We start from the raw sequence: 12119 nt of genomic DNA on the forward strand, positions 1-12119 counted from the left end.
TGATGATCGTCGCATCGATCCCCAGATCGCCACCGCACGGTCAGCGGCCGGCGACCTCCAGCAGGACGGCAGCCAGCTCGTCCGGCGCGCTGACCATCGGGTCGTGGCCGGTGGCCAGCTCGACGACCTCCCACCCCGGCTGCGACCGGACGAGCCGGCGGGAGGGATCGATGGTCGGCAGCGCCGGCGCGGTGCAGTCGACGTAGGTGCGCGGCCGGGCGGCCCACCGGTCGGCGTCGAAGTGCAGCGGGTCCTCGTACACCCCACCGGGCTGCGGGGTCTGCCGCTGCTCCACCGCGTCGTCCCCGGTGAGCCCGTAGGCCGATGCCGGCGGCGGCGGGAGGTGCCCGTGCTCGGCGATCACCGCGCGGCGGGCAGCCCGCGCCTCCGGCGGGATGCAGTCGGCCCAGCTCCGCCCCGGCGTCGGGACGACGGCGTCGACGTAGACCAGGCGGCCGACCTCCTCGCCCAGCCGGTCGGCCGCCCCGGTGACGACGAGCCCGCCGTAGCTGTGCCCGACGAGGACCGCGTCGCGGCAGCCGGCGCCGTGCACCGCGGTCACGACGTCCTCCACGTGCGTGGCGAGGGTGACCTCCGGCGAGAGCTGGTGCGCCCGCTCCCCCACCCCGGTCAGCGGCACGGGCAGGACGGAGTGCCCGGCCCGCTCCAGCGCCGGCAGCACCCGCGCCCAGCACCAGGCGCCGTGCCAGGCCCCCGCCACGAGGACGACGGTGGTCACCGGCCCCGCGCCACGTCCAGCGCGATGCGGACCAGCGGCGCCTGCAGCAGCAGCCGGACGGCGGCCACCGTCATCGGCAGCGCCCGCCGCGGCACGACGCGGAAGGTGTGCAGGTGCGCGGGCACGAAGGCGACCAGCAGCCCCGCCGCGGCCCACCCCCCGGCCCGCCGCGTCGACGGCACCGCCATCAGCCCGGCCGTCCCGATCTCGGCCACCCCGCTGACGTGCACCCACGTGCGGGCGTCGCCCAGTTCCGGCGGCACGAGCCACTCGTACGTCCGCGGCCGGACCAGGTGCAGCACCCCCGACCCGCCGAACGCCGCCGCCAGGACCCTCGCCGTCCGCGTGAGCTCCACGGGGTCACCGTAGGCTCGCCGTTCGTGTCCGCCCTCGACCTGGCCATCGCGGCGGGCGTCGCCCTCGTCGCCGGCGCGATCAACTCCGTCGCCGGCGGTGGTTCGCTGATCCTCTTCCCCACGCTCGTCGCGCTGGGGCTGGGGACCGTCGCCGCGAACGTCACCAACTCGATCGCCCAGTGGCCGGGCTACCTCGGCGGCGTCCTCGGCTTCCGGTCGGAGTACACCGGCCAGCGCGCCCGGCTGCTCCGCTTCGGCCTGGTCGCGCTGCTCGGCGGCGTCACCGGCAGCGTCCTGCTGCTCACGACGCCCACCGCGGCCTTCGACGTCGTCGTCCCCGTGCTGGTCCTGCTGGCCAGCCTGCTGCTGGCCGTGCAGCCGCTGCTCACCCGGCGGTTGAAGCAGGCCGAGGACGGCGGTCCGCGGCGCGATCCGGGGTGGCTGTACGTGGCGCTGTTCCTGGCGACCGTCTACGGCGGCTACTTCGGCGGCGCGCTCGGCGTCATCCTGGTCGGCGTCCTCGGGGTGGGCCTGCACCGGCTGAAGCTGGCCAACGCGCTGAAGTCGGCGCTCTCGGCGGTCACCGCCACCGTCACCGTCGTCGTGTTCGGCCTGTTCGGGCCGGTCGACTGGCAGGTCGTCGCCGTCGCCGCGCCGGCCAGCCTGCTCGGCGGCTTCCTCGGCGCCCGCATCGCCACCCGGATCCCGGCCACGCCGCTGCGGGTCTTCATCGTCGCGTTCGGCATCGTCGTGTCGATCTACCTGTTCACCCGGATCTGACCCGCGTGGACCCGGCTGCGCTGTGGGCCGCGTTACACGTGTGACGGAGGGGTCCACCCGGTCGCGGACACGCCCCGCGCGTCCCCGCACAGCCGACAGCCCTGCTTAGCGTCGGGTCATGCGCGAGAACCGACTCTCCCCGGTCCGGAACGCGGACGACGCCGCCCGGGTCCAGCAGCTGCACCTGATCGCCGCGGCGCGGGCTGCGGCCGTGCAGCCGACGTCCGAGCAGCAGGTCTCCGACATCGTCCGCGTCACCGTGGACGACGAGGTCGACACCCGCACCTTCCGGGCGATCGTCACCGACATCTCCGACGACGTCCTGCGGTAGCCGCCGGCCGGGGCCTGGGACGTACTGGAACGGCCACCCTTCAGGGCTCCGCGCTGAGCCTGCGAAGCGTGGGGGGAAGGGTGGTCCTTCTCCTTCACTCGCCGCCGCGGCCGGGCTCCCCGATCGCGATCATCGCCTCCACGGCCCGGCGGGCCCGGGCGGCGGTCTGGGCGTCGACGTCCACCGCGCCCTCGCCGGTGCGCAGCGTCTGCAGCAGCTTGGCCGGCGTGATCATCTTCATGTAGCGGCAGGCGGCGCGGTCGTTCATCGGGATGAACTGCGTCCCGGAGTTGAGCGCCCGCAGCTGGTGCAGGATGCCGACCTCGGTGGCCACCAGGACCTGCGCGGCGCGCGTGGTCGCGGCCTGCTCGACCATGCCGCCGGTGGACATCACCCGGGTGCGCTCGGCCGGCAGGTCGCCGTGGCTGACCAGGTCGAGCACCGAGGTGGTGCAGCCGCACTCCGGGTGCACGAGGATCTCGGCGTCCGGGTGGGCGGCCACCTGCGCGCGGACGTCGGACGGGCTGATGCCGGCGTGCACGTGGCACTCCCCCGCCCACACGTGGACGTTCTCCCGCCCGGTCACCCGCTTGACGTGCGCGCCGAGGAACTGGTCGGGGCAGAAGAGGACCTCCCGGTCCTCCGGGACCGACCGGATCACGTCGGCGGCGTTGGACGACGTGCAGCAGATGTCGGTCTCGGCCTTGACCGCCGCGGTGGTGTTGACGTAGCTGACGACGACGGCGCCGGGGTGCTCGGCCTTCCACTCGCGCAGCTGCTCGGCGGTGATGGAGTCGGCCAGCGAGCAGCCGGCCTCGTGGTCGGGCAGCAGCACGGTCTTGCCCGGCGAGAGGATCTTCGCCGTCTCGGCCATGAAGTGGACGCCGCAGAAGACGATCTCGCGGGCGTCGGTCCGCGCCGCGACCCGCGACAGGTACAGCGAGTCGCCGGTGAAGTGGGCGACGTCCTGGATCTCGGGGACCTGGTAGTTGTGCGCCAGGATCACCGCGCCGCGCTCCTCGGCCAGCCGGCGGACCTCTGCCGCCCACGTCTCGTACTCGGCCGGCGAGAGGGTGCGCTCGTCGCCGGCGACGGCGGGGGTGGCGGGCGCGACGGTGGCGGTCACGGAACTCCTCGGCTGGATGGGCGGCGGCCACATGATCCCCCGCGCGGTACGGCGACTGTGGCGCGGGGCACCCCGTGCAACAGCCGCCCGGCCGCACCCCTTCCCGCGCTCCGCCGGGGCCCCACCGTGACTCGCGAGGTGGGGCGTCCCGCCAGACGGGCGGCGTGGGCCCGCGTCGAGAGGACGTGCCCCATGATCCGGACACCGGCTCCGCTCGTGCTCCTCCCCGGCATCCTGCAGCCGGCGCAGCTCCGGTACGCCCCGCTGCTCCTGGAGCTCCGTGCACGGCCGGCCTGGCCGAAGGAGCTGGAGGTCTACGCCGGTCCGCAGCCACCGGCGGACCACGGCGTCGACACCGAGGTGGCCAGCGCCGCGCTGCGCCGGCTGTGGGCTCGCGCCGAGGAGCGGGCCGGGACGCCCTGACGTCCGGTCAGCGCAGGTGGCCGGTGTCGTTGACCAGGCGGACGGCGGCCCGCCCGTCGGAACGCCACGCGACGGTGCTGAGGGACGCCGCCTCGAGGAACACCCGGTGGACGACGTCGTCGGGCACGTCGAGGCCGGCGGCGAGCAGCAGCTTGATCGGTGTGACGTGGGAGACGACGAGCACCGTCTTCCCGGCGTGCCCGCGCAGGATGCGGGCCCGGGCGCGGGCGACCCGGTCGCTGACGTCGGCGACCGACTCCCCGCCCGGTGCCGCGACGGTGACGTCCTCGGCGAACCGGCGGGCGGCCAGCGGGTGCCGCTGCTTGGCCTCCTCGGCGGTGAGGCCCTCGAACTCGCCGAAGTCCAGCTCGACCAGGTCGTCGTCGTACTGCACCGGCAGCCCGAGCACCGCGCCGACCACCTCGGCGGTCTCCCGGGTGCGGCGCAGCGGCGAGGCCACGATGACGTCGATGCCGAGCTCCTCGGCCCGTTTCGCCGCCGCCTCGGCCTCGGCCCGGCCGACCGCCGACAGCGGCAGGTCGTTGCGGCCGCTGTAACGACGTTCTGGCGTGTGCTCGGTCCGCCCGTGCCGCAGCAGGTGCGTGACGGTGGTGACGGCGGGCGCGCGGGGGGTCACCGGCTGGACGTCGTCCCCCGCGGTGCTGGGTTCGGCGGCGAGGTCGCGGCGGACCGGCCGGCCGTCCATCGCGCTGTTGGCCAGCGCGTCGGCGGCGCCGTTCTGCGCCCGTGGCACCCAGGTGTAGCGGACGCTGCCCAGTTGCCGGGCGATCTGCTGGGCCTGCAGCGCCAGCTTCTGCATGTCGGGGTGCTTGACCTTCCAGCGACCCGACATCTGCTCGACGACGAGCTTGGAGTCCATCCGCACCTCGACGTCGGCGGTCGGGTCGAGGTCGAGCGCGGCCTGCAGCCCGGCGACCAGGCCGCCGTACTCGGCGACGTTGTTGGTCGCCCGCCCGACGGACTCGGCCCGCTCCGCCAGCACCTTCCCGGTCGTCGCGTCCCGCACGAGAGCGCCGTAGCCGGCCGGGCCGGGGTTGCCGCGCGAGCCGCCGTCGGCCTCCACGACCAGCCGGCGGATCACCGGCCGCTCCTTTCACGAGGCGAGAGACGACGCGTCACAGCCCCGACTCCGCGGTGCGGACGAGGATCCGGCCGCAGTTGTCGCAGCGCACCACCTCGTGGGGGTCGGCGTTGCGGACGGTGGCGAGCTCCTTGCCGAAGAGCTCGATGCGGCAGCCCTGGCACTGGCGGGCCCGGAGCACCGCCGCGCCGGTGCTGCCGGTCTGGGTGCGGATCCGCTCGTAGAGCGCCAGCAGGTCGGCCGGGATGCGGGCGGCGGCCTCGGCGCGGGCGGCCTCGTGCTGCGCCGTCCCGTCGGCGATGTCGGCCAGGGCGTCGTCGCGGAGCTGCTGGACGCGCTCCAGCTCGGCCCGCACCGTCTCCTGCCCCTCCTGCGCCTCGGCGAGGGCGGCCTCCGCGGTCTCGAGCTGCTCCATGAGCTCGAGCTCCTGGTCCTCCAGGTCCGACTGCCGCCGCGCCAGCGACTGCATCTCGTGCTGCAGGTCGGTCATCTGCTTGGCCGAGACGCTGCCGGAGTCCAGCAACCCCTGGTCGCGGGTCACCCGCGCGCGCACCGTCTCGACGTCGCCCTCGAGCCGCTTGACCTCCCGCTGCAGGTCGCGGACCTCGGTCTCGGCGCGCACCACGGCGGCGGCCAGCTCCCGCTCCTTCTCGGCCGCGGCCTCGACCGCGGCGTTCTCGGGGAGGGTGCGCCGCCGGTGGGCCAGCTGGCCCAGGGCGACGTCCTCGGCGGCGAGGGCCAGCAGTTTCTGCTGGTCGAAGTGGTCGGCCTTCACCCGTCCAACCTACCGGGGCACCGCCCCGGCCCCCGTGCAGGTAGAAGGACCTCGCCCCTCTCGACCCTCGCAAGCTCGGGCTGAGCCTCCGGGCGAGGCCAGCCTGCGGAGGGGGGAGGACGGGGTCCTTCACCTGCGGGCCGGGCGCTCCCCCGCCGCTCCCGGCGGTGCCGACTCCAGCGGGTCGGGCAGCTCGCGGAAGGTGGGGTCGTCCCGCTCGGCGGTGTAGTCGGTGTCCGCCGTCCCGTCGACGCCGGGGTCCACCCCTGCTGCCCGCAGCGCGGCGGTGACCAGGACGGTGACCACCAGGTTGACCAGCAGCGCGACGAACCCGGCGTACACCGTGACGGCCGTGTCGAGGCCGAGGTCGGACAGCGCGAAAGCCGACCCGCCGAAGTGCTCGCGCACCACCGTGCCGTCCGGACCGACCCGCTGGGTGACGTAGAGCGCCAGCAGGCCAGCGGCCATGCCGGCCACCCAGCCGGCGATGAGGCCGCCGCGGTGCAACCAGCGGGTGTAGAGGCCGATCGCCACCGACGGCAGCGTCTGCAGGATGATCACGCCGCCGATCAGCTGCAGGTCGATGGAGAACTGCGGGTCGATGAAGATGATCGCCGCGACCGCGCCCAGCTTGACCACCAGCGAGACGACCTTGGCGACCTGCGCCTCCTGCCGCGCGGTGGCGTCGCGCTTGAGGAACTCCTTGTAGATGTTGCGGGTGAACAGGTTCGCCGCGGCGATCGACATGATCGCCGCGGGCACCAGCGCACCGATGCCGATGGCGGCGAAGGCGATGCCGGCGAACCAGCTCGGGAACATCTCCTGGAAGAGCACCGGGACGATGGTGTTCCCGTCGCCGCCGATCGGCGTCACCCCGGCCGCGATGGCCATGAAGCCGAGCAGGGCGATGAAGGCCAGCGCGAAGCTGTAGAGCGGCAGCGCGCTCATGTTCCGCTTGAGGACGTCGCGGTCGCTCGCCGCCAGCGCACCGGTGATCGTGTGCGGGTAGAGGAACAGCGCCAGCGCCGAGCCCAGCGCCAGCGTCGCGTAGTTCAGCTGCGAGGCCTCGCCCAGCACGATGCCGCCGGTGCCGGTGGTCGCGAACTTCGCCTCGGCGGCGCCGAAGATCGCGTCCCAGCCGCCAAGCCTGGACGGGATGACGATGACCGCGACGATGATCGTCAGGTAGATCAGCGCGTCCTTGACGAACGCGATGAGCGCCGGCGCCCGCAGCCCGGAGTTGTAGGTGTAGAGCGCCAGGATGATGAAGGCGACGATGAGCGGCAGTTCGCCCTCCACGCCCATCGCCTTGAGCACGGCCTCGATGCCGACCAGCTGGAGCGCGATGTAGGGCATCGTCGCGACGATCCCGGTGATCGCCACCAGCAGCGCCATCGTGGGCGAGTCGAACCGGGCGCGGACGAAGTCCGCCGGCGTCACGAACCCGCGCACGTGGCTGACCGACCACAGCCGGACGATCACCAGGAAGACCAGCGGGTAGACCACGACCGTGTACGGGACGGCGAAGAACCCGGCCGCGCCCGCGCCGAACACCAGCGCCGGGACGGCGACGAAGGTGTAGGCCGTGTAGAGGTCACCGCCGAGCAGGAACCAGGTGACCCAGGTGCCGAAGTTGCGCCCGCCCAGACCCCACTCGTCCAGGTGCATGAGGTCCTCGGCGCGCCGCCAGCGGGCGGCGACGAAGCCCATCACCGTCACGAGGAGGAACAGGGCGCAGACGATGACCAGCTCGACGACGTTGACCCCGTCCACCGCTCAGCGCTCCCGGTCGGCGGCGGGGCGTCGCCGGGCGGCGCGGTAGGCGAGGAACGTGGCGAGGACGCCGAGGGGCACGAACGCCAGCTGCACCCAGTAGAAGAACGGCCAGCCGAAGAGCGTGGGCTCGACCCGGTTGTAGAGCGGGACCAGCAGCGGGACCACGACGGCGACCAGCAGCAGCCAGTTCCACGGGCTGCGGTCGCTGCGGGCGGGCGCGCCCTCCCGCGTGCGCGGGTCCGTCGGCGGTCTGGTCCCCGCGCTCATCGGCCGGCCTCCTGGGCGTCGTCGTCCGGCCGCGGCTGCGACCGGATCAGCGACTGGCCCCGGCGTGCGTCGTCCACGGGTCGGTGCGCCGCCGGGACACGGCGACGTCCACCCGGCCGGACAGGTCGCGGGCGAGGACGTCGGCCGCGACGGGCAGCCAGGGCCACTCGGAGGCGAAGTGTGCCACGTCACAGAGCGCCGGACCCCGCACCTCCTGCGCCTCCGACACGGGGTGGTGTCGCAGGTCGCTGGTGAGGAGGACGTCGGCACCGGCCGCCGCCGCGGCGGGGAGCAGCGAGCCGCCGCTGCCGCCGCAGACGGCGACGGTCTCGATGCGGCGTCCCGGGTCACCGGCCGCCCGGACGCCACCGACGGTCTCGGGCAGCGCTGCGGCCACCCGTCCGGCGAACTCCGCGAGGGTCGCCGGCTCGGGGAGGCGGCCGACGCGGCCGAGCCCCGCGCGGGGGTCGGGAGCAGCCGGCTGGATCGGGCGGGTGCCGGTGAGGCCGAGCGCGCCGGCGAGGGCGTCGTTCACGCCGGTGTCGGGCGCCCGGTCGGCGTTGGTGTGCGCGACGAACAGGCCGGCGCCGGAGCGGACCAGGCGGTGCACCAGGCGGCCCTTGGGGTCGTCGGCCGGGACGCCGTGGACCGCGGCCAGGAAGAGCGGGTGGTGGGTGACCAGCAGCTGGGCGCCGGTCTCCACGACCTCGTCGACGACGGTGGCCACCGGGTCGACGGCGAACAGCACCCGCTCGACCGGTTCGTCCGGATCGCCGCAGACCAGCCCGACGGCGTCCCAGTCCTCGGCCAGCGCGGGGTCGTAGCGCGCCTCGAGCGCGGCGACGACCTCCCCCAGTGTCACGCTCACGCGCGCCGACCCTAGGACAGCGACCCGGGCGCACTCGGCGCGGAGGCGACTACACCGGCCGCGCCATCGCCACGCGGCGGCCGTGCCGGGTCAGGCCGAGCTCCACCTCGTGCTCGGCGAGCGCCCGCAACTGCGGCCCGAGCTCGTCGGTCACCTGCCACCCGTGGCGGGCGTACCAGGGCGCGTTCCACGGCACGTCCGCGAAGGTCAGCAGGGTGACCCGCCGGGCGCCGGCCGCCCGGGCCTCGTCGACCGAGGACGAGAGCAGCGCAGCCCCCAGCCCCTGCCCCATCGCCGACGGGTGCACCGACAGCTGCTCCAGGTGCACGTCGCCGTCCACCCGCTCCAGGACGGCGAACCCGACCACCGGCCGCCCGACGACCAGCACCCGCCACGCCCGGGCCCGCAGGTCGGCCGGAGCCGGGGCGGGCAGGTCCAGCACGCCGCGCTCCCGGAACAGCGCGTCGGCGGCCGCCTCGACCGCGGGGACCTCCCGCAGGTCCGCGGCCGAGGCGACCCGGACACCAGCGGCACCGGCCACGCCCGGAGCGTCCCAGCTGGGCGGGATGGAAAGCTCAGGGACCGTGGCGGAGCGGGGGTTGCGTGCACCGGCCTGGCTGGAGGAGCTGGTGCGCACCACCCCTCCCCCGGTGCCGTGGCGGGACGTCGTCCGCTTCGCCGTGACCGTGCCCGCGCCTCTGGCCGTGGCGGTCGCCGTCGAGGGCGGCATCGAGCCCGGCCCGGTGCTCGGGGCGGGCGTCTTCGCCACGACCGGCGCGCTCGCCGGCAGCCTCGCCCCGCAGGGCGGCCCGCTGCGCGACCGGTTGCGCCGCACCGCCGCGGCCACGGTGTTCGGCGGCATCGGGCTGGTCATCGGCCAGTTCGCCTCCGGCGGCGGGTGGCTGCCGGTGGTCGTCGTCGCGGTCGCGGCTGCGCTGGCGGCGTTCATCAGCGCGGTCAACGCGGCGCTCTCCCTCGGGTCCCTCCAGCTGCTCGTCTACACCGCCCTCGCCTCGGGCCTGGTCACCCCGCTGTCCGCCCCGGCCGAGGTCGGCTGCTTCGTCGCCGGGACGGCGTGGGCGACGCTCGCCACGCTGGTCCAGTACGCCACCGAGCAGGGCGACCCCGACCGGACGGCGGTCGCCACCGTCTTCACGCGCATCGGCGAGCTGCTCGCCGCGGCGGGGACGCGCCAGGCCGAGGACGCGCGCCGGGAGCTGACCACCGCCCTCAACGACGCCTACGACCGGGTCATCCGCTCCCGCAGCCGCAGCGCCGGACGCAGCCGCGCGCTCTCCGAGCTGGCCGGTGTCCTCAACGCGGCCGCACCGCTGGTCGAGGGCGCGGTGGCCACCGCCCGCGCCGGGGTGCCCGCCGACCCGCAGGACGTCGGTGCCGTACACGCCCTGGCGGCCGCAGTGGCCGGAAGGCAGGACCTGCCCGAGGAGCGGCCGGAGCCCCTGGAGGAGGGCGCGCCCACCCGGCGGGCGGTGCGCCACGGGCTGCGGCTGGCGTGGAACGTGGTCGGCGACCCCGAGGAGCGGGCCGGGGCCGCGGTCCCCCAGCCCCGGCCGGACTGGCGTCTCCGCCTGCGTGACCTCGTCGACCGCACGCTCGGCAGCCCCGACACCCGCGGCTTCGCCGTCCGCCTGGCCCTGTGCATGACGATCGCCGAGATCGCCCGTCAGTACCTGCCGATCGAGCGGCCCTACTGGGTGCTGCTCACCGTCGCGATCGTGCTCAAGCCCGACTTCGGGTCGGTGTTCACCCGCGCGGTCCAGCGCGGCGCCGGCACGCTGCTCGGCGTCCTCCTCGGCTCGCTGCTGCTGGCCGTGTTGCCGCGCAGCGCGTGGGTGCTGGCTGCCATGGCCGTGGCCGCCGGGCTGCTGCCGTGGGCCCGCGGCGCCAACTTCGGCCTGTTCTCCGTCTTCCAGACGCCGGTGATCATCCTGCTGCTGGACATCGCCCTGCCCGGTGGCCCGGGGCTGGTCGGCGCGCGGCTGCTCGACACCCTCATCGGCTGCGCGATCGTGCTGGTGTTCGGCTACCTGCTGTGGCCGCAGACGTGGCGGGCGCCGCTCGACGAGGCGCTCCGCGACGCCGCGCACCGCCTCGACGAGTTCGTCGAGGCGGCCTTCACCGGCAGCCCGGCCGAGCGGCGCCGCGCCCGCCGGCGCAGCTACCGCGCGCTCACGGAGCTGCAGACCCAGCTGCAGCGCCGGCTGGCGGAGCCCCCTCCGGTCAGCACCCGCGCCGCCGCCTTCTGGCCGGTCATCATCCAGCTGGAACGGACGTCGGACGCCGTGACGGAGGCCGTCATCGCCACCCGGCACGGCGAGCCGGCGCCGGACCTGGCGCAGGTCGCCGTCCTCCGCCGCGCCATCCGTGAGCTGGAGGACGACATCCGCGAGCACCGCCCGCCCGACGACGCCGAGATCCACGCCGACGGCGTGCTCGCGCCGGTCGCCCGCGAGGTGGACGCCGCCCGCCGGCTGGTCCGCGACGCCGCCCCCGGCCGCCGTCCCGGCACGGCCGTCGCCGACGAGTAGGCCGGCGCCGCCCGGGTGAGGATGGCCGGGTGACCGCTCGCGAGCTGACCGTCCGCACCGACGACGGCGTCGACCTGCACGTCGAGGTGGACGGGATCGACAACGCCGCCCTGACCGTCGTCCTCAGCCACGGCTTCACCGCCCGGCTCGGCGAGTGGGACCTGCAGCGCGAGGCCCTGCGCGGTCGCGCCCGGCTGGTGCTGTGGGACCAGCGCGGGCACGGCCGCTCGGGCTGGACGCCGCTGACCCGGGCGACGATCGACCGCACCGGCCGCGACCTGGGCCAGGTTCTCGACGCCGTCGTCCCCGAGGGACCGGTGGTGCTGGCCGGCCACTCGATGGGCGGGATGAGCGTCATGGCCCTGGCCCGGCAGCGCCCCGAGCTGTTCGGCACCCGCGTCGTCGGCGCCTTCCTCCTGGCCACCTCCGCCGGCGGGCTGGTGAGCGCCGGGCTGGTCGGGCTCGGCACCCGGGTGCTGCGCGCGCTCGGCCTGCTGCCGGTCTACCTCTGGCTGCTCCAGCTGTGGGCGCCGCTGCTGGAGCGATTCCGCCGCCGCGGCACCCGGATCGGGCGCTGGTACACCCGCCGCTACCTGTTCGGCAGGGACGACGCCGACCCGGAGAAGGTGCGGATGGTGCAGGACCTGCTGGAGGAGACGCCGCTGCCGGTCACGATGGCCTTCTACGCGACCTTCCTCGACCACGACGAGCACGCCGCGCTGCCGGTGCTCGGGCGGGTGCCGGTCACCGTCGTCGCCGCGACCCACGACCGGCTCACCCCGCTGCCCCACGGACGGCGGCTCGCGGAGGAGATCGGCCCGTCGGCCGAGCTGGTCGTCGTCGACGGCGCCGGGCACAGCGTCAACCTGACCCGCACCGCGGTCGTGGACGCGGCGTTCCTGCGGCTGCTCGACCGGGCGGAGGGCGTCGCGCGCGCGGCCTGAGCTCCGGTGGACGTGACCGCGGCCACGTGGTCGGGTAGGGGCCACCCGGATGGGGCCACGGCGTGCCGGGAGCCCCCGCGGAG

14 protein-coding genes are annotated in these 12119 nt (G+C 75.2%); 5 read left to right on the plus strand and 9 right to left on the minus strand.

Features of this window, described 5'->3' with window-relative positions; all coding sequences use genetic code 11:
- Nucleotides 1–40: 40 nt before the first annotated feature.
- Nucleotides 41–739, minus strand: a complete 699-nt coding sequence (locus ACWIX7_RS02390) for an alpha/beta fold hydrolase (RefSeq protein ID WP_448620028.1) — start codon at nt 737–739, stop codon at nt 41–43.
- Nucleotides 736–1095 (minus strand): DoxX family protein, encoded by a 360-nt coding sequence (locus ACWIX7_RS02395; RefSeq protein WP_448620029.1) that lies wholly within the window; start codon nt 1093–1095, stop codon nt 736–738. The genes ACWIX7_RS02390 and ACWIX7_RS02395 overlap by 4 nt, the downstream gene beginning before the upstream one ends.
- A gap of 24 nt (nt 1096–1119) precedes the next feature.
- On the opposite strand from ACWIX7_RS02395, the gene ACWIX7_RS02400 reads away from it, so the two are divergent.
- Together ACWIX7_RS02400 and ACWIX7_RS02405 are read left to right on the plus strand one after the other, a co-directional pair.
- Nucleotides 1120–1875: a sulfite exporter TauE/SafE family protein gene (locus ACWIX7_RS02400; protein WP_448620030.1), complete on the plus strand. Its 756-nt coding sequence runs from the start codon at nt 1120–1122 to the stop codon at nt 1873–1875.
- Between the two features lie 118 nt (nt 1876–1993).
- Nucleotides 1994–2206 carry a hypothetical protein gene (locus ACWIX7_RS02405; protein WP_448620031.1) on the plus strand — a complete coding sequence of 71 codons (213 nt, stop codon included), beginning with the start codon at nt 1994–1996 and terminating at the stop codon, nt 2204–2206.
- Nucleotides 2207–2300: 94 nt separating this feature from the next.
- On the opposite strand, the gene nadA is transcribed toward ACWIX7_RS02405, so the two are convergent.
- Nucleotides 2301–3332: a quinolinate synthase NadA gene (nadA, locus tag ACWIX7_RS02410; protein WP_448620032.1), complete on the minus strand. Its 1032-nt coding sequence runs from the start codon at nt 3330–3332 to the stop codon at nt 2301–2303.
- 192 nt (nt 3333–3524) lie between these two features.
- On the opposite strand from nadA, the gene ACWIX7_RS02415 reads away from it, so the two are divergent.
- Entirely contained in the window at nt 3525–3755 is a 231-nt protein-coding gene (locus tag ACWIX7_RS02415; protein ID WP_448620033.1) for a hypothetical protein, read from the plus strand.
- 7 nt (nt 3756–3762) lie between these two features.
- On the opposite strand, the gene ACWIX7_RS02420 is transcribed toward ACWIX7_RS02415, so the two are convergent.
- From ACWIX7_RS02420 to ACWIX7_RS02445, 6 genes are all read right to left on the minus strand, one after another.
- Complete coding sequence (locus ACWIX7_RS02420) at nt 3763–4857, minus strand: bifunctional RNase H/acid phosphatase (RefSeq protein ID WP_448620034.1); 1095 nt, start codon at nt 4855–4857, stop codon at nt 3763–3765.
- A gap of 34 nt (nt 4858–4891) precedes the next feature.
- Complete coding sequence (locus ACWIX7_RS02425; protein WP_448620035.1) at nt 4892–5632, minus strand: zinc ribbon domain-containing protein; 741 nt, start codon at nt 5630–5632, stop codon at nt 4892–4894.
- A 129-nt stretch (nt 5633–5761) separates the two neighbouring features.
- Nucleotides 5762–7405 carry a monocarboxylate uptake permease MctP gene (gene mctP, locus ACWIX7_RS02430; protein WP_448620036.1) on the minus strand — a complete coding sequence of 548 codons (1644 nt, stop codon included), beginning with the start codon at nt 7403–7405 and terminating at the stop codon, nt 5762–5764.
- Between the two features lie 3 nt (nt 7406–7408).
- Nucleotides 7409–7675, minus strand: coding sequence for a DUF3311 domain-containing protein (locus ACWIX7_RS02435; RefSeq protein WP_448620037.1), 267 nt, complete (start codon nt 7673–7675; stop codon nt 7409–7411).
- 46 nt (nt 7676–7721) lie between these two features.
- Nucleotides 7722–8543, minus strand: coding sequence for a Nif3-like dinuclear metal center hexameric protein (locus ACWIX7_RS02440; protein WP_448620038.1), 822 nt, complete (start codon nt 8541–8543; stop codon nt 7722–7724).
- Nucleotides 8544–8592: 49 nt separating this feature from the next.
- On the minus strand, nt 8593–9084 hold the full coding sequence (locus ACWIX7_RS02445; protein ID WP_448620039.1) for a GNAT family N-acetyltransferase: 492 nt from the start codon (nt 9082–9084) through the stop codon (nt 8593–8595).
- A gap of 58 nt (nt 9085–9142) precedes the next feature.
- On the opposite strand from ACWIX7_RS02445, the gene ACWIX7_RS02450 reads away from it, so the two are divergent.
- A complete protein-coding gene (locus ACWIX7_RS02450; RefSeq protein ID WP_448620040.1) occupies nt 9143–11092 on the plus strand; it encodes an FUSC family protein in 1950 nt (649 codons plus the stop codon).
- 29 nt (nt 11093–11121) lie between these two features.
- Nucleotides 11122–12036 (plus strand): alpha/beta fold hydrolase, encoded by a 915-nt coding sequence (locus tag ACWIX7_RS02455; RefSeq protein WP_448620041.1) that lies wholly within the window; start codon nt 11122–11124, stop codon nt 12034–12036.
- The last annotated feature ends 83 nt before the right edge of the window (nt 12037–12119 follow it).

This window comes from Geodermatophilus sp. URMC 65 (genome assembly GCF_053502545.1).